General features: G+C 30.5%; 19 protein-coding genes and 1 pseudogene. 10 read left to right on the forward strand and 10 right to left on the reverse strand.

All coding sequences use genetic code 11. The features are described 5' to 3' along the window. Positions 1–19: 19 nt before the first annotated feature. On the forward strand, positions 20–448 hold the full coding sequence (locus DFR85_RS16505; RefSeq protein WP_110269223.1) for a hypothetical protein: 429 nt from the start codon (positions 20–22) through the stop codon (positions 446–448). On the opposite strand, the gene DFR85_RS16510 is transcribed toward DFR85_RS16505, so the two are convergent. After that, on the reverse strand, positions 440–2,689 hold the full coding sequence (locus DFR85_RS16510; RefSeq protein ID WP_246252957.1) for a 4Fe-4S dicluster domain-containing protein: 2,250 nt from the start codon (positions 2,687–2,689) through the stop codon (positions 440–442). The two genes, DFR85_RS16505 and DFR85_RS16510, sit on opposite strands and share 9 nt — an antisense overlap. A gap of 62 nt (positions 2,690–2,751) precedes the next feature. On the opposite strand from DFR85_RS16510, the gene DFR85_RS16515 reads away from it, so the two are divergent. Beyond that, the gene (locus tag DFR85_RS16515) at positions 2,752–3,495 is read left to right on the forward strand and encodes a pantoate kinase (RefSeq protein ID WP_110271728.1); all 744 of its coding nucleotides are present in this window, start codon (positions 2,752–2,754) and stop codon (positions 3,493–3,495) included. Then, positions 3,450–4,241, forward strand: a complete 792-nt coding sequence (locus tag DFR85_RS16520) for a 4-phosphopantoate--beta-alanine ligase (protein ID WP_110269227.1) — start codon at positions 3,450–3,452, stop codon at positions 4,239–4,241. The genes DFR85_RS16515 and DFR85_RS16520 overlap by 46 nt, the downstream gene beginning before the upstream one ends. Here the strand turns inward: DFR85_RS16520 and panB are convergent. Both panB and DFR85_RS16530 read right to left on the reverse strand, forming a co-directional pair. Then, on the reverse strand, positions 4,220–5,008 hold the full coding sequence (gene panB, locus DFR85_RS16525) for a 3-methyl-2-oxobutanoate hydroxymethyltransferase (RefSeq protein WP_110269228.1): 789 nt from the start codon (positions 5,006–5,008) through the stop codon (positions 4,220–4,222). The two genes, DFR85_RS16520 and panB, sit on opposite strands and share 22 nt — an antisense overlap. Beyond that, complete coding sequence (locus tag DFR85_RS16530; RefSeq protein ID WP_110269229.1) at positions 4,896–5,573, reverse strand: hypothetical protein; 678 nt, start codon at positions 5,571–5,573, stop codon at positions 4,896–4,898. Before DFR85_RS16530 ends, panB begins: the two co-directional genes overlap by 113 nt. A 53-nt stretch (positions 5,574–5,626) precedes the next feature. On the opposite strand from DFR85_RS16530, the gene DFR85_RS16535 reads away from it, so the two are divergent. The 4 genes from DFR85_RS16535 to DFR85_RS16545 all read left to right on the forward strand — a co-directional run bounded on the left by DFR85_RS16535 (position 5,627) and on the right by DFR85_RS16545 (position 7,798). Continuing rightward, positions 5,627–6,364: an ABC transporter ATP-binding protein gene (locus tag DFR85_RS16535; protein WP_110269230.1), complete on the forward strand. Its 738-nt coding sequence runs from the start codon at positions 5,627–5,629 to the stop codon at positions 6,362–6,364. Further along, entirely contained in the window at positions 6,358–6,582 is a 225-nt protein-coding gene (locus tag DFR85_RS31735) for a hypothetical protein (RefSeq protein ID WP_246252958.1), read from the forward strand. Before DFR85_RS16535 ends, DFR85_RS31735 begins: the two co-directional genes overlap by 7 nt. 95 nt (positions 6,583–6,677) lie before the next feature. Next, positions 6,678–7,535 carry an ABC transporter permease gene (locus DFR85_RS16540; RefSeq protein WP_246253093.1) on the forward strand — a complete coding sequence of 286 codons (858 nt, stop codon included), beginning with the start codon at positions 6,678–6,680 and terminating at the stop codon, positions 7,533–7,535. Between the two features lie 32 nt (positions 7,536–7,567). Continuing rightward, on the forward strand, positions 7,568–7,798 hold the full coding sequence (locus DFR85_RS16545) for an Lrp/AsnC ligand binding domain-containing protein (RefSeq protein WP_110269231.1): 231 nt from the start codon (positions 7,568–7,570) through the stop codon (positions 7,796–7,798). 148 nt (positions 7,799–7,946) lie between these two features. On the opposite strand, the gene DFR85_RS16550 is transcribed toward DFR85_RS16545, so the two are convergent. Then, positions 7,947–8,246, reverse strand: a complete 300-nt coding sequence (locus DFR85_RS16550; protein ID WP_110269232.1) for a ribbon-helix-helix domain-containing protein — start codon at positions 8,244–8,246, stop codon at positions 7,947–7,949. Positions 8,247–8,390: 144 nt separating this feature from the next. Here DFR85_RS16550 and ccr1 point away from each other — a divergent pair, with 144 nt between their 5' ends. After that, positions 8,391–8,567 (forward strand): aCcr1 family cell cycle regulator, encoded by a 177-nt coding sequence (gene ccr1, locus DFR85_RS16555; protein WP_110269233.1) that lies wholly within the window; start codon positions 8,391–8,393, stop codon positions 8,565–8,567. Here ccr1 and DFR85_RS16560 read toward each other — a convergent pair. The 4 genes and pseudogenes from DFR85_RS16560 to DFR85_RS16575 all read right to left on the reverse strand — a co-directional run bounded on the left by DFR85_RS16560 (position 8,557) and on the right by DFR85_RS16575 (position 11,182). Next, entirely contained in the window at positions 8,557–9,171 is a 615-nt protein-coding gene (locus DFR85_RS16560) for an MBL fold metallo-hydrolase (protein WP_110269234.1), read from the reverse strand. The two genes, ccr1 and DFR85_RS16560, sit on opposite strands and share 11 nt — an antisense overlap. 16 nt (positions 9,172–9,187) lie before the next feature. After that, a pseudogene (locus DFR85_RS16565) lies at positions 9,188–10,297 on the reverse strand (isopropylmalate synthase); the annotation flags it as partial. A gap of 64 nt (positions 10,298–10,361) precedes the next feature. Beyond that, positions 10,362–10,955, reverse strand: coding sequence for a 6-hydroxymethylpterin diphosphokinase MptE-like protein (locus tag DFR85_RS16570; protein WP_110269235.1), 594 nt, complete (start codon positions 10,953–10,955; stop codon positions 10,362–10,364). 23 nt (positions 10,956–10,978) lie between these two features. Continuing rightward, the gene (locus tag DFR85_RS16575; protein WP_110269236.1) at positions 10,979–11,182 is read right to left on the reverse strand and encodes a hypothetical protein; all 204 of its coding nucleotides are present in this window, start codon (positions 11,180–11,182) and stop codon (positions 10,979–10,981) included. A gap of 221 nt (positions 11,183–11,403) precedes the next feature. Here DFR85_RS16575 and DFR85_RS16580 point away from each other — a divergent pair, with 221 nt between their 5' ends. Beyond that, complete coding sequence (locus tag DFR85_RS16580) at positions 11,404–11,889, forward strand: hypothetical protein (protein ID WP_246252959.1); 486 nt, start codon at positions 11,404–11,406, stop codon at positions 11,887–11,889. Beyond that, positions 11,879–12,295, forward strand: coding sequence for a 6-pyruvoyl trahydropterin synthase family protein (locus DFR85_RS16585; protein WP_110269238.1), 417 nt, complete (start codon positions 11,879–11,881; stop codon positions 12,293–12,295). Before DFR85_RS16580 ends, DFR85_RS16585 begins: the two co-directional genes overlap by 11 nt. 96 nt (positions 12,296–12,391) lie before the next feature. Here DFR85_RS16585 and DFR85_RS16590 read toward each other — a convergent pair whose 3' ends face one another. Both DFR85_RS16590 and DFR85_RS16595 read right to left on the reverse strand, forming a co-directional pair. Beyond that, a complete protein-coding gene (locus tag DFR85_RS16590) occupies positions 12,392–12,787 on the reverse strand; it encodes a hypothetical protein (protein ID WP_162582543.1) in 396 nt (131 codons plus the stop codon). Continuing rightward, the gene (locus tag DFR85_RS16595; RefSeq protein ID WP_110269240.1) at positions 12,780–14,264 is read right to left on the reverse strand and encodes a dihydropteroate synthase-like protein; all 1,485 of its coding nucleotides are present in this window, start codon (positions 14,262–14,264) and stop codon (positions 12,780–12,782) included. Before DFR85_RS16595 ends, DFR85_RS16590 begins: the two co-directional genes overlap by 8 nt. Positions 14,265–14,439: the final 175 nt, after the last annotated feature.

A 14,439-nucleotide genomic window follows, 5' to 3' on the forward strand; every position in this document is an offset into this window, starting at 1 on the left:
CCACTCTCTACCAGAATTTATGTTAGTTTATATGGAAGAAGATGATAAACTCTTCGATTTATTAGATCCAAATCTTCAAAGTAACAAAAATACTGAAATAATAAAGAAATTGAACGAAATAGAATTCATGGTTAGATCTTTATTACAACAAAGGAGCAAAGAAGCTAGAAGCAATAGTTTATGTGAAAATATATTGGAAAAAACCTATATAATAGTTAATCGAAGAATTAATGAGAATACAAATCCTAACCTATTTATATTAAGAATAGATAACAATAATTATTTGATAACATTTAAAGATACAATTGAACTTTTATACTTTTATATGAAACTAGGAGACAAAATAGAAGATGAAATTCCTAAAAGATTATATCCATTATTTAGTTTTCTAAAAAGAAACGGATTAATTTATCTTGATAGAGAGACAAAGGAGTATAAACTAACTTGAAAATGCTATATCCCCTATTAAATCCCTTATAACTTTCTCTTCTATAACTTTTTTTAGAATTTCTAATAGAGCATCAGAAAATTCCTTTTTAGATACGAGATCTCTTGCCTCAAATTCCAGTTTTGAAGATTCTAAAATCTTTTTTAATAATTCTTCTACTAATGTTAGTATATTTTCTGCTTGTATTGCCTCAATATATCTACCAATTTTTTCTTCCAATAAAACATTATCATTAATTAAACTTTTAAAGAAATTTTTGATATTATCATTCTTTAGTACGTTAGATCTAAAATCTGTTGTAAATCTTTTCCTTACTATAGGTATTGTTAACAATATAAAATAATTTCTACCACCTACTATCCATGTCTCAACTTTTTCAGCTATATCATCAACAGATTCTAATGCTGACTCCCTTAGTGATGTTAACATCACCTCTACAATTTCAGTATCAGAAACTTGTACATTATTATCTCTTTTTTCAGTATTTTCTTTTAAAAATGTAGAATAAACAGATCTGGTACCAAATTTCCATGTAGAGAAAGGACATATAGTTAGCATATCTTTCCTCTTTAATGGAATAGATTGCCCTTTATAAGCAGTAAAAAATAATCCCGCACACTCTTTATCCGAACCTTTAATGCCAAGTTTCTGAGCCCAACATCCTGCATGGAAATCAATATTAATGAAAGGCCTTATAACATCGAAAGCTAAGATCCCTCTATCTCCACTAAGCGTATTATAAACATACAATCCTTCAGGACACATAAAGTATACTCCCTTAGCTCCATATTTTTTCTTCATCTCAATAATCTTTGATACGTCTAATTTTGCCCCTTCAATATTTCCTGAAATATATTTATCAAAACCGCAACAGAGATTATCTATAATTCTAACTCTAGCTGAAGTAGATATTTTACTGCCGTTTTCTAAGAGAAAATCTAAGAGTCCTTCTACTCCCATTGGATCATATTTGTATGAACAACCTATAAACAATAAATAAGGAGGTTGACTTTTATATTTTTCATCTATTTTTGCCTCTAAATCCTTTATTCTAAAACTAACCGGCTCTAGCGATATAGAAACGTTTTCTTTTACGGTGCTTAAAGAAGGTAATATTTCAGTTATTTGCGATATATTTATACCTTCTGGACATGAATCTTCGCATTCCTTACAGCCAAAACATATTTCAAAATTATTTTCTCCAGTTATCATTCTATTGAATTTTCCTAATGGAGAGTAAATTAGATTATTAGTAATCCTAAAAGAAGTACAACTTTCTAAACATAAACCACAATTAACACATCTTGACGCATCAATATATTTATCTTTTATTTTCTCAAAGTTTTTAGGTATTCTAACAGATTTCTTATATTTTTCAATAATAATTTTATGAATAGTATCATATTCTCTTAAAGATGGGAAAGGCAAAACATTAGGATGTTTCTTCAAAAATTCAAACGTTTTATCTAATTCGTCCTCTTTTATATTTCCACACATGACAAAAAATTTTGATGGACTATTGAAACGTATTTCATATCCAAGATATAGCATCCCAGGAAATTCTTTAAGCGATTCTAAAGTAGTAGATCTTAAACATATAGGAATATATCCTTTTTTTATAATTTTTAAAGATTTATCAAAAATAGATTTAATTAAATCTTTAGTATATACTGTATTATTTTTTTCTTTAACAAATGACTTATAAAGAATAGGAATATAGTATCTTTTTTCTCCATCTATGATTAAACTAGACCATGCAAATTGATTTTCGGTGGATGATTCTATTAACTCACTATAATTAACTACAGTAAGTCTAGAGTCTTTTTCAGTATTTTCATAGATATTTTTCTTAAATTTTGGAAATCCAAACTTATAACTACCGAATCCAGAGCCATTAGTTGCAATAAAACCGCCAACACTCCCCCTAGGATATAATGGGAATACTGCTGGATAATAATCCTCCTTTTCTAAGACATTTATTAATTCTTCAAAAGTAGCGCCAGACGCTGCAGTAATTATGGAAAAATTTTCAGATCTGCTTTCAAATTTTAATATAGAACCGTCATCCAATCTTTTTTTAGAAGTAACTATTTTTGGCCTCAAAAACTTCAAAACACTACCGTCCATAGAAGTTGCTCTACCTAATACAATTTCATGCTCTTTTTCATCCATATACTTTTTCAATGATGAAACATCCATAGATACTAGAGCTCTACTAAATATTGATGCGTCTAAGATCAAATATAATCACCATATCTTCAATCAAACATAAATTAAACTTTTATATTGTACCATAATTAATGATTGAGACACACATACCAATAAGTATTTCCGGTATATGGTATCCAGAAGTGTATAAAGAAGCTAAATTTTCTGGTTCAATAGGTCTTTCCCTCGTATTAGAACCTTATACTATTTTTGAAATAAGAAAATCTGAGTCACCAGAAGTATATATTAATGGATTAAAGATAAATTTCCCTAATTTATTAATATTAAAAAAACTTGGCAATCTGCAAATACAAGGTATAGCAAAAGTTCCATTAGGTTATGGCTACGGTTTAAGTGCGTCTATAAGTCTTGCATATGCTTTAGGAGCATACGAGATTTTTAATATAAAAAAGAATATAGCACTAGAAACTGCTCATGAAAGTGAAGTAATAACTAACAATGGCTTAGGTGATATTATATCTCAATATTATGGCGGAGGATTAATATATAGGAAAAAACCTGGTGCTCCAAATATTGGAGAGATTGAGATTATTAATGTTGATTGGCATAAAATATTTTCTAAACCTATAGAAAGGCTTTCAACTAGTTCTATAATAAAACCAATAAAAGAAGCAAAAATGCTTATTGATGAATTCCTAAGAGAAAGAACGCTTGAAAAATTTTTTGAAGTTTCCAGAAAATTTACAGAACTTTTAGGATATAGTTCGCCCTATCCTCTTTCTTTTAGGAAAAAAGGATTAATAGTAAAAATGGATAAACCAGAAGAGGGAGAATGGATAGAACACAACCCAGCAAAACATGGAGCTTACGTGATATGATACCAAAGAATCATCCAAGGAGAGAGTCTTTACTACTTAGAGAAAAGTTAGTAGAAGCATTAGAAAACAATATATTAGTTCCACAAGGCTTAATAGCGCATGGAAGAGGAGAATGTTTTGATTACCTATTGGGAGAGAAGACTCAATATTTTGCTGACGATGCTGAGAAAGTAGCCGCAGCGATGTTATTAATAGCTAAAAATCCAGTAATATCTGTAAACGGAAATATGGCGGCTCTGGTGCCAGAAAGCATAGTTAAACTTTCTGAAGTAACAAATTCAAAAATAGAAGTAAATCTTTTCTATAGGGATGAGAAAAGAATAGACGCCATTTCAGACGTTCTGATTAAGAATGGAGCTAAAAATGTTTTAACTGAAGGTAATGCAGTTATTCCAGAATTGTTCAGTGAGAGAAGAAGAGTAAACAAAGAAGGAATATTTTCCGCAGATGTAGTACTTTTAGCTATGGAAGATGGAGATAGAACCGAGGCATTAATCAAAATGAACAAAAAAGTCATTGCAATTGATCTTAATCCTCTATCTAGGACATCTCTCACAGCTACTATTACAATAATTGACAACGTGATAAGAGCCATCCCTAATATAATAAATTATGCTATGGTATTGAAAAAAGAGAATCCAGATGAGCTAAACTATATTATATCTCAATATAATAATAAGAAAATTATATCAGAATCAATGAAATTTCTAAGTGATAGACTAGCTCAATTATCTAAAGATCTATAATATTCCTTACTAGGGAACTTGCTATTTCTGACATCATCAATAAAGCTATTTACTGCACTTAGTATTTCGTTATTTAAATCGAGATATTTCTTAGCAAAATATGGAGTAAATTCTCCAAGGCCTAGTAAATCATTTATAACGAGTATTTGTCCATCGCAAAATGGACCTGCACCTATACAAATTGTTGGTACATTAACTTCTCTTGTTATTTTTTGTGCAATTTCAGAATACACGTTCTCGATTACTATAGAAAATACACCAGCACTTTCTAAAGCCTTAGCGTCTTCTAAAAGTTTAGCCTCATCTTTAACAATTTTATATCCACCAATCTCAAGAAATCGTTGTGGAGTAAGACCTATATGCCCCATAACAGGTATACCAGCTTTAACTATTTTACTTATTTTTCCTGAAATTTCTTTTCCACCTTCCAATTTTATTGCATCAGCACCATGTTTAACTAAGATACCCGCGTTTTTAATTGCTGCTTTACTTGAGTATTCATATGATAAGAAAGGCATATCCGCAACAATCAATTGATTGATCTTGGCATTTACTACAGCTTTTAAATGATGTATTATATCTTTCATATTTACTGGAAGAGTGGAATTATAACCTAAAACTGCCATACCTAAGGAGTCTCCTACAAGTATTCCATCAAGCTGTGTCCTCCCTAAGATTTTCGTTATCGAATAATCGTAAGCCGTTAACATTACTATTTTGTCTTTCCCCTTCTTTTTCAGAAAGTTCTTTATTGTTACCTTTTCCATTTATCTTCACTGAAACTTTTGAGGCAAGAATTAAAATTCTCTTTATTCTATCAACAATATATTGTGTCTCTTCATAGGATTCTGCCTTCTTATACACATCTATCAAATAGTTCAGGTCGTCAAATGCAATTTTCTTAAATAATGCCTTATCTACGTCAGACAATTTAGTCTTACGAAGCATAAACTCTAATCTTTTTTGAATGTTATCGAGGTCTAAGCTATTAGCCTGAATCTTTATTAACGTTATTTCAGGATCGTCGTTGTTATCGTCTATAACACTTTTTACTTCATTAACGTCAATAAATTTCCACCAATGCTGGTTAGCAGATTTATATGAAGTTTCAATTATTCCAAAATCTCTCTCTAATGCCCTTAATATCATTTTAGGGTCTCCGCTATAGCCCTCTCGCTGTAATTCTGCGATCAATGTCTTATAGTCAAAGTCGCCTAACTCTTGATTTCCTCTTTCATCATATATAGTTATAGCAGATCTCAAGATAATCCTAGCTTTATCACCATATTTCAATATTGCTTCCAGTGTTCTATCTCTAACTCCTCCTATCACTCTTAACTATTTCGCTAAACATTATATTATAGTAATTACAAGATAATCCTAGTATGACTAATAATGACATTGCAGTAAGTGTTACTAATTTGAAGAAAAACTTTAAGACTAAACTTATACTTGATGGCATATCGTTCAAGGTTAAAATAGGAGAAGTTTATGGAATTATAGGGCCTAATGGTGCTGGGAAAACTACTACGTTAAGGATTTTAGCTGGAATAATTAAGCATTATTCTGGAAACGTGGAAATTTTTGGGTTAACACCAGAAATTGCTAGGAAGAATGGTTTAATCTCATATATGCCAGAAGACGCATTTCCTTATGATCGACTAACTGGATATGAAAACCTGATGTTTTACGCCCAGATATATTCTAGAGGAAATAAAAAAGAGACAAAGGAACTGATTGAAAGAGGTATCAAAATAGCAGATTTAGGAGATAGAATATACGATAGAACATCAGAATATAGTAGAGGAATGAAACGAAGGTTGCTTATAGCGAGAACGTTGATGGTAAGGCCAAAAGTAGCTATTTTAGACGAACCAACGTCAGCGTTGGATGTCGAATCTGCAATAAAAGTTAGAAAAACAATAAGAGAACTAAAAGGAGACACTACTATTATACTCTCTTCTCATAACATGTTAGAGGTAGAATATCTCTGTGATGAGATTTCTTTAATAAATAATGGAAAAATTGTGGCTAATGGAAAACCTCAGGAAATTGTAAAATTAACCGGTACAACTAACTTAGAAGAGGCATTTATAAAGGTTACAGATGGTGAAAAATGTTAAGATACCTATTATCCAAAGAATGGCTAGACGTAAAAAGAGATAGAAAGCTAATTTTAGGCTCTATAATATTACCTCTACTATTATTACCACTAATCGGGATAATAATATTTGCTGCTGCTGTTTCTCAACCACCAGTAGTAGAAATTGTAAATGAAAACTATTCAAATCTCCCCTATGTAAGAAATCTAGAATCTTATATACAAAGTAATGGGGTATAGCATATATTAATTCATCAGTTCATATTCCAGATGTTCAAGTTGTATTTCCTAAAGAATTTGCAGAGAATGTAACAAATATAAATAGAACTGCAATAATTAAAATAACCTATGTTATCTCGTCTAATAGTAGAGCTTTTGATCTAGTTGAAAATGGACTTTACAATATTTTATATAATGTTTCTATTTACAGAATTCATGAGATAGAAAATATATCTCATGTTAACGTACCTCCACAAAAAATTCGAGAACCAGTAGAAATGTATCTACAATATATACAACCTACTGGAAAACATGTTACAAGTGCACAAGATCAGTTTGCACAGTTAGCTAGAATAGTGGCAATAATTCTTTTTCCAGCATCTACGCCAGTAATATATTTTGTAACTGACGGAATACTTGGAGAGAAAGAAAGAAAAACATTAGAATCACTTCTGGCATCGCCAGTATCTGCAAGAGCCTTCATATTTTCTAAGATAATAATATCTATGATATTAGGCACAATATCCTCTATAGGTGATATAGCAGGCTTAGTTATATTCTCTATTTTTGCTCCATTTATTGTTGGTGCATCAGTAAGTTTTTCGTTAAGTTTTGCAGTAGTAGTTCTCATATTATATTTAACAATGATCTTCCTAACCGCAGCATTAAGCACTTTCGTTCTAGTTCTAGTAGGGGGATCTAGCAGAAATATACAAATAATCAACTTCCTAATAACTAGTTTCGGTCTTTTAGCTTCTTTTTCAGCGTTATTTGTTAACTTTGGAAACTTAACTTTTCCTATGTCTATGATTTTAGTAATACCTTATGTACAGATTGTAGCGTCACTTCTTTTATATGTCTTCGGTTTAATACTAGAATCTATATTCTATATATCAGGAACAATATTAGCTAGTATATTATTAATACTGATATCGTCAAAACTCCTTGATAACGAAAGACTTCTACTCAAATAAGATTTTTAATTTTTGAAAGACGAAGATAAGATATGAGTATTGTAAAAGGATATGTACTTTTAATAACTTCAATAGGTAAAGAAACGGATATAGTAAACGATTTAAAAAGAATTCAAGGAGTTAAAGAAGCAACACCTGTATATGGAGAATATGATATAGTAGTAGAAATAGAAGCCCCGACACTCGAAGAGTTGAATAAAGTTATATCTCAAATTAGAAGAAATTCAAATATAATAAGAACAGTAACACTTATCTCAATGTAACTCAGTTATTTTAAGTCAACTCCTCATTTTTTCAGTACGTCCCTGCGACATCATTTTTTAAATAATTGGGACCCACCTATGCTCATATGCTCTCGGAACACGAGAACATTTCACATAGGTCCACAATATAATTACTTATAAAAGTATTTTAAGCGTTTTCTCTTTTAATCTCAACTTCTTCAGTATCTTCATCTTCTCCTTCTTCTAAAAGCTTAATTTTCTTTACTAGCTCAGAAACCATAGCGTCAAGCTGAGCTACCTTAGCTTCCAGAAAAGCTACACTTTCTTCATATTGCTCTCCATTTTCTTCTCCTGTATCTTCTTTACCTTCTATACCTTGTTTTATAAAAAACTTAACTAAGTCAGTTATCTGAACTCCCATATCGTCAGCTTTTCTCCTTAATTCTTCATATAAAGACTCTGGTAGTGATAAATGAATTGTCGGCAACTGTATTCTCCTCTCAATAATAATCTATGAAATACAAATATATTAATCTTGCATATTTAGTCTTCCTCTTTTAGTTAAAAGACTGTAATATCGCTCTAGAAAATACTTAAACCTTACAAGAGGAAGATATAATATAGATCTAGAATGAGAGTTGTTACATTTAAAGCAGAAGAAGACCTATTAGAACTATTAGATAGATATGCAATAAGATATGGATTAAATAGAAGCGAAGCTATACGAAAAGCAATAGAAAAAATGGTAGGGGACGAAGTTAAAAAAGAAACTGTACCAGTAGCAAAAGTGGAGAAAATTAGGCTTTAAAATAGATTATTTCTCCCTTTTCTATATCTTCAAAGTAATTTTTGTTTAATTCTCTTATTTTCCATCCCATTTTTCTTAAGAATTCATCTGGTGGATCTAACGGCATTAAATGTCCATTAACCCAATAATGCATTGGTATTACCGTACTTGGTTTTAAATCATTTATTAAATCTATAGCCTCCTTATAATCAATTGTTATTAGCCCTCCTATTGGTATCATCAAGATATCTGGTGAAGAAATTTCTTTAATGATTTTTTCACTTAGTTTATCACATACATCACCTAAATGAACTATGATACTTTTTCCAGTATCAATTCTATATATAGCAGTTTCTCCTCTTCTTTTTCCATTCTCCTTATCATGGAATGCTCTTAAACCCAATATTTTATATCCTTCAAAAGTATAATTTCCATAAAAGGACTGTTTTATTTCCTTAAATTTTAGTAATTGATAGGCGTTATGATCATAATGATCGTGAGTTATTAAGACTAGATCTGTATATTCTACATTAGGTTTAGTTAATCCTATACTGCCTCCATCATGCGGATCTATTAAAATCTTATCATCTATGGAAAACATAGAATGTCCAAAATATTTTATCATAAAAAATATAAGGAAATTACGAGTTCAAAAGCTTGATTGCTATGTTTTTAGCTTCTTCTGAAGTTATCTTATTACCTTCATCAGCAAGTTTCTTAACTTCTTGTAGAACTATTTTCAGCTGATCGTCGTTCAGATAAATACCTTGATCTTCTAAGACTTTCTTTAATCCATGAATTCCACTATGTTTGCCTAATGCTATTCTCCTAAAATTACCTACTTCTTCAGGGCTTATAGGCTCATAAGTTAATGGATTTTCAACTACACCATGAACATGTATTCCGGCCTCATGTCCGAAAGCGTTTTCACCTACTATTGCTTTAAAGTATGGTATAGGAATTCCAGTAATTTCGGAAACTAACTTACTTGTATCGTAAAGCATCCAAGTTTTAATATTTACATCAAATCCCATAAGTTTCTTTAAAGCCATGACTACTTCCTCTAGTGATGCATTACCTGCTCTTTCACCTATTCCATTTACTGTAACATGAACTTGTCTAGCTCCCGCCGCAACGCCTGCTATAGAATTGGCAGTAGCTAGGCCAAAATCGTTATGACAATGCACGCTTACTATCTTATCATTTGTAGCGCTAACTATTTCTTTTATTAAGTTATAAAATCTGAAAGGATCCATTGTACCTACAGTATCTGGTATATTTATCCTATCAGCCCCTGCTTCTAGTGCAGTTTTTATAGCTCTAATCAAAAATTCATTTTCAGTCCTCGTAGCATCTTCTGGACTATATTCAACAACTAATCCATGATCCTTGGCATATCTAACATTATCATATATTTTTTCAAGAACCTCGTCTCTAGTCATTTTCAGTTTATATTTCAAATGTATATCTGATGTAGCTATAAATATATGAATACTAGAAAGACCCGTACTAATTACCTTATCTATATCATACTTATTTGCTCTAGCTAATCCAATGACTTCAGTGTTATCACCAACTTCCTCTAGAATTTTCTTAGTAGCTATAAACTCTCCTTCTGAAGATGCAGGAAAACCTGCTTCAATTACATCGACTCCTAATTTTGATAATTGCTTAGCTATTCTAACTTTTTGCTCCACAGTTAGATCAATACCAGGAGCCTGTTCACCGTCTCTTAAGGTAGTATCTAAGACTCTAACTTTAGGCTTGGAGAATACTCATACCCCAACACACTCAGATTGATAACTATTTTAACTTTTATAAATTTTGCTCTAAAGTCAACTTGACAATTTCTTTAGCAATTTTTAGTTTGTTTCTCTTTATCCATGAAATTGGTACATCAGACAACAAATACGGTTTAGAAAATTTTCCTATCAAATTTGAATCAAAATCCATTCCATATAGAATTATTTTTGAAGCTCCAAATTTTTTTGCTATAACAACTGCTCTGTCTCCATCAGTAAATCCTCCAAATAAATTTATTCTCCCAAACGGTGAGACTTGAGCTGTGCCTATAACCTTAGTCATATTATATACTTTATGGAGTAAATTGATGTTATTTCCGTGAGCATGAACTACGTAAACCGAATTGGGAAATGTTTCTATTCCATCTAAATCTGTTACAATAATATCTGGAATTATTCCCTTAGATACTAGATAATTGGTAGCTCCATCAGCAGAAATAATGACTTCTTCCCTAATTTTGTCTATTTTTTCTAAACTTGGGCCTGCTCCTATTACTGCAACCTCTTTGTGATTTAATATATTAAGTAAATCCACCGGGTTATCACTTAATATTTCGTTCAAAATTGATGCTGATTTATAATCATCTATTTCCTTAAATCCAAAAATTGACCTTATTCTTGAATAAAAATTTAGCCACCAGAAAGTACTGTAAAGAATATTTTATCACCATCTTTCTTTAATATTTCTATATGAAAGATTTTTATAATATCTTCATAATAAGGATTACTAGTAGAAATTATAAATACTATGTCTTTTCCTTTCAAGAAATATATTGCATCAATTGGATTGAATCCGCATTCCTCAGAATCTAAATTAACATAATCTAAAACCATTATTATGTTTATCAGTATAGTAGGGAAAAATCTTTCTATACTATCTCTCAATCACGAAAGATAGTTGTTCTAGAGAAATACGCTATCAAATAAGAAGGTTTAAGTTTGTTTTTAATGAGAAGAAATGAAATAAATAGTACTTTTACATTATATAAAATAATTACAAATTTACTACATAAGTTAGCTTTAAGTTTATTATTATCACTTATAAAATAGACCTTATGGAAAAGGAATACTTAGAAGATAAACCTTCAATGGATATTAATATTATCGAAATTAATGTGCCTTGTGGTATTCATTGTCTAGAAAATTCCAAATATAGAGATCTTCTAAAAAATGAGAACTTTAGGGCTCAGCTTGAAGTCGTAGATAGCCTAACTGATTTAATTAACACAAATGTAGATACTTTAAAACGTGAATTAGAAGATATTTTTAGTAATTACAATGTAAATATATATAATTTAATTTATACTATATTTAGGCTTATAGAGTATGGAGGAGACGTTATAATAGGAAATGGAATTAAATATAATGATAAGATTATAGCAGAAGGAAATTTTGAGACTTTAATGCAAATATATAAAAAAATAGAAGATATCAGAAAAAATTCAAATATTATTTCTATATGCGATGAAATAAGATATCTTGAAGAAGCTTTATGGGAGCATTTTAATAAGAATCTAAGGAGGTCATTATATGAAAGTTAAAGTTGGAATAGAGGGTTTCACGATAGATTCCGCACACTATACATTATCTTCTCCTCAAGATTCGCAACTTCATGGACATACTTATATATTAAATGTAGAGATAGAAGGTGAGGTAAATCCTTCCAACGGTTTTGTAATTGATTTTAATATAGCAAAAAAAACTATTCAAGACATAATATCTAAGTGGGATCATAAATTTATAGTACCAACAGATGATTATAATAAGATAAATATAGAAGCACCCTTCAAAGTTGAAGTAAAAAATATAGATGCGCCTTTTCCTACTGCAGAATATATAGCAATAGAAGTGGCTAGAGACATATATGAGAAGCTTGATAGAAAATTCAAAATAGCTGTAAAAATCTATGAAGGAAAGGATTCTTATGCTATTGTAGAATATCCATAATTTTCAAAGTCAAAATCATACAAATAGACTTAACATAAAAAAGAATTTTAAGTAAAATAACACACATTCTTGTGGAAATATTTTAGATAATATAAATTAAATAATAAATCTTAATCCTACATTATCTATAGGAATACAATTATTACATTTTGATTTTGTAAAACATAATGTTTCTTTTTCAAAGGTATAGCATTTCTCCCTGACAAAATCATTAATATTAAATTCGTCATATTTTTGCTGATCTATTCTTACGTACCCCTCGAACTCATATCTAGTTAAAACTTTATCGTCTAAGAATACGAATATTCCGCCAAATAATAAAGGATAACATTCGATATAATCACAAACAGTTACGCTCATGCTGTTTCTTAGCTTCTCTATAATTTCTCCCTTAGTAATAGTAGGTAGGACTGCCACGACAACAGTATAGTTCTTATATTTTTCATAAATAGTATTAGGTATTGCTATAATTCGTGGGCCATACTCATTCATTTCTTCTCTCCACATATAACTTTTTAAATAGAGGGCTATCTTGAATATAATTCTTGTCTAGATTCATAGCTATTTCAGCCTTAGCTAATTCATATCCTATATATAATGCATGCTGTGGAGTTAGATCTATTTCTTTAACTAATTTTCTTCCTATAGCTAAACCGTCATTGCCTATAATACTAATTTTTTTCTTACCATAAAATTCTACTCCTATCTTATCTTCAAGTTTAAATATCTTAGCAAATCCTGCTGAATCCATATCTGGAGGAGAATACTCGGCAACTTCTGCCTTTTCTATATTAACTCTTTCTTCTATTTTCTTTTTATCCTTAAGTATTAGTAAGTCTATTCCAATATCTTTTGGTGGCTTTCTTTGTAACATAGAAATTCCTACCAGTTTTGATGCAGTCTTAGTTTCCCAAGAGCTCCATTTTGTCTTGCCTTTTTCCATAACAAGGAGATTAGATATACCTATTTCTCCAGCTATAGATGTCATCAAAGCATTTACACCGTGGCTATCTGCGTCTATTAACTCGGAAACATTCAATATTCCCATAAGCAAAGGTATGTCTGGTAACAATTTTCTTACTTTCCTATATTCAAAAAGACTATCTACTAGTCCTTCTAGTGGCGGAGATAAAACAGGATCAGCTATAAGCATATCGTAACCTAGATTTTTAGCTTTCTTTACTAAATTAATGGTAATATCTCCTCTATTTTCTACATTAAAAGGTGCTACAATAAAAGCAGCTTCCTTTTTTGCCTCTGTCAATTTATCAATATTAATTTCGTTTAAATTAAAGACAAACTTAGCGCCGTTTTTTATTCCATATATTAATTCACTTGGTGACTCGGCATCAATACCTACAATAACTCCCTCATCAATAGCAATGTTTAGTTTTCTTCTTACTTCTTCGTTATCATTATGTCCAACTGGAAATCCTATAACAAATACATCTACGAAATTTCTAGTTCTCTGTATTTCTTCTCTTATTTTATCACAACCCCACTTGGGATCCATCTCCAAGAATATTCTAAAAGGCGGAGGATATAATGGAATCCTTACACCAAGGTCGAATGCTATTTGGGCATTATTTATGATTTTTTCTTCATAACTATCAATATTTTTCTCTTTTATTCTACTTATTATTTCATCAGCTGGATCTATTGTAGAAAGCGGTATTCCCTTATCTAACGCATCAAAGACTAGTGGAATATCCCACGCATTTTCTGTTCCTTTAAATGTTTTTATACCCAAAGTATCTTCTATTATTTTGACGTCTCCATTTACAAGCCCTGGCAATATTATAACGTCGTACTTTTTATCAATATTTTTTAGATTTTCTAGTATATATCTGATACTCATTAGAGCTGCTACAGGGTAATTTAATACTTTCACATCGACATTATCATACTTTTTTGTAACCTCCCTAACAATAGGGTAAGCTAATTTGCCAGTCACTACTAACGCTTTCACATCCTATATTTTGAATTACACCTAAATATTGCCTTCGTTTAATCTATGATCTAAAAGTGTTTCGATATTAATAACGAATTATAAAGGACTAAAATTTCAATATTCTATATAATATATTTGGTAAAAATTTAAATTAAGTATAACGCTATGACTACTAGTCCTAGCGATTAAATGT

The sequence above is a fragment of the Acidianus brierleyi genome (assembly GCF_003201835.2).
GTDB classification, from domain to species: Archaea; Thermoproteota; Thermoprotei_A; order Sulfolobales; family Sulfolobaceae; genus Aramenus; species Aramenus brierleyi.

What these genes read in the sequence shown, in the direction of transcription:
- ccr1 (WP_110269233.1), top strand. Translation starts at nt 8,391, where the DNA reads ATGAGAGTTGTTACATTTAAAGCAGAAGAAGACCTATTAGAACTATTA.
- DFR85_RS16545 (WP_110269231.1), top strand. Translation starts at nt 7,568, where the DNA reads ATGAGTATTGTAAAAGGATATGTACTTTTAATAACTTCAATAGGTAAA.
- DFR85_RS16585 (WP_110269238.1), top strand. Translation starts at nt 11,879, where the DNA reads ATGAAAGTTAAAGTTGGAATAGAGGGTTTCACGATAGATTCCGCACAC.
- DFR85_RS16575 (WP_110269236.1), bottom strand. Translation starts at nt 11,182, where the DNA reads ATGGTTTTAGATTATGTTAATTTAGATTCTGAGGAATGCGGATTCAAT.
- DFR85_RS16560 (WP_110269234.1), bottom strand. Translation starts at nt 9,171, where the DNA reads ATGATAAAATATTTTGGACATTCTATGTTTTCCATAGATGATAAGATT.
- DFR85_RS16580 (WP_246252959.1), top strand. Translation starts at nt 11,404, where the DNA reads ATGGAAAAGGAATACTTAGAAGATAAACCTTCAATGGATATTAATATT.
- panB (WP_110269228.1), bottom strand. Translation starts at nt 5,008, where the DNA reads ATGGAAAAGGTAACAATAAAGAACTTTCTGAAAAAGAAGGGGAAAGAC.
- DFR85_RS16505 (WP_110269223.1), top strand. Translation starts at nt 20, where the DNA reads ATGTTAGTTTATATGGAAGAAGATGATAAACTCTTCGATTTATTAGAT.
- DFR85_RS16520 (WP_110269227.1), top strand. Translation starts at nt 3,450, where the DNA reads ATGGATAGAACACAACCCAGCAAAACATGGAGCTTACGTGATATGATA.
- DFR85_RS31735 (WP_246252958.1), top strand. Translation starts at nt 6,358, where the DNA reads ATGTTAAGATACCTATTATCCAAAGAATGGCTAGACGTAAAAAGAGAT.
- DFR85_RS16535 (WP_110269230.1), top strand. Translation starts at nt 5,627, where the DNA reads ATGACTAATAATGACATTGCAGTAAGTGTTACTAATTTGAAGAAAAAC.
- DFR85_RS16590 (WP_162582543.1), bottom strand. Translation starts at nt 12,787, where the DNA reads ATGAATGAGTATGGCCCACGAATTATAGCAATACCTAATACTATTTAT.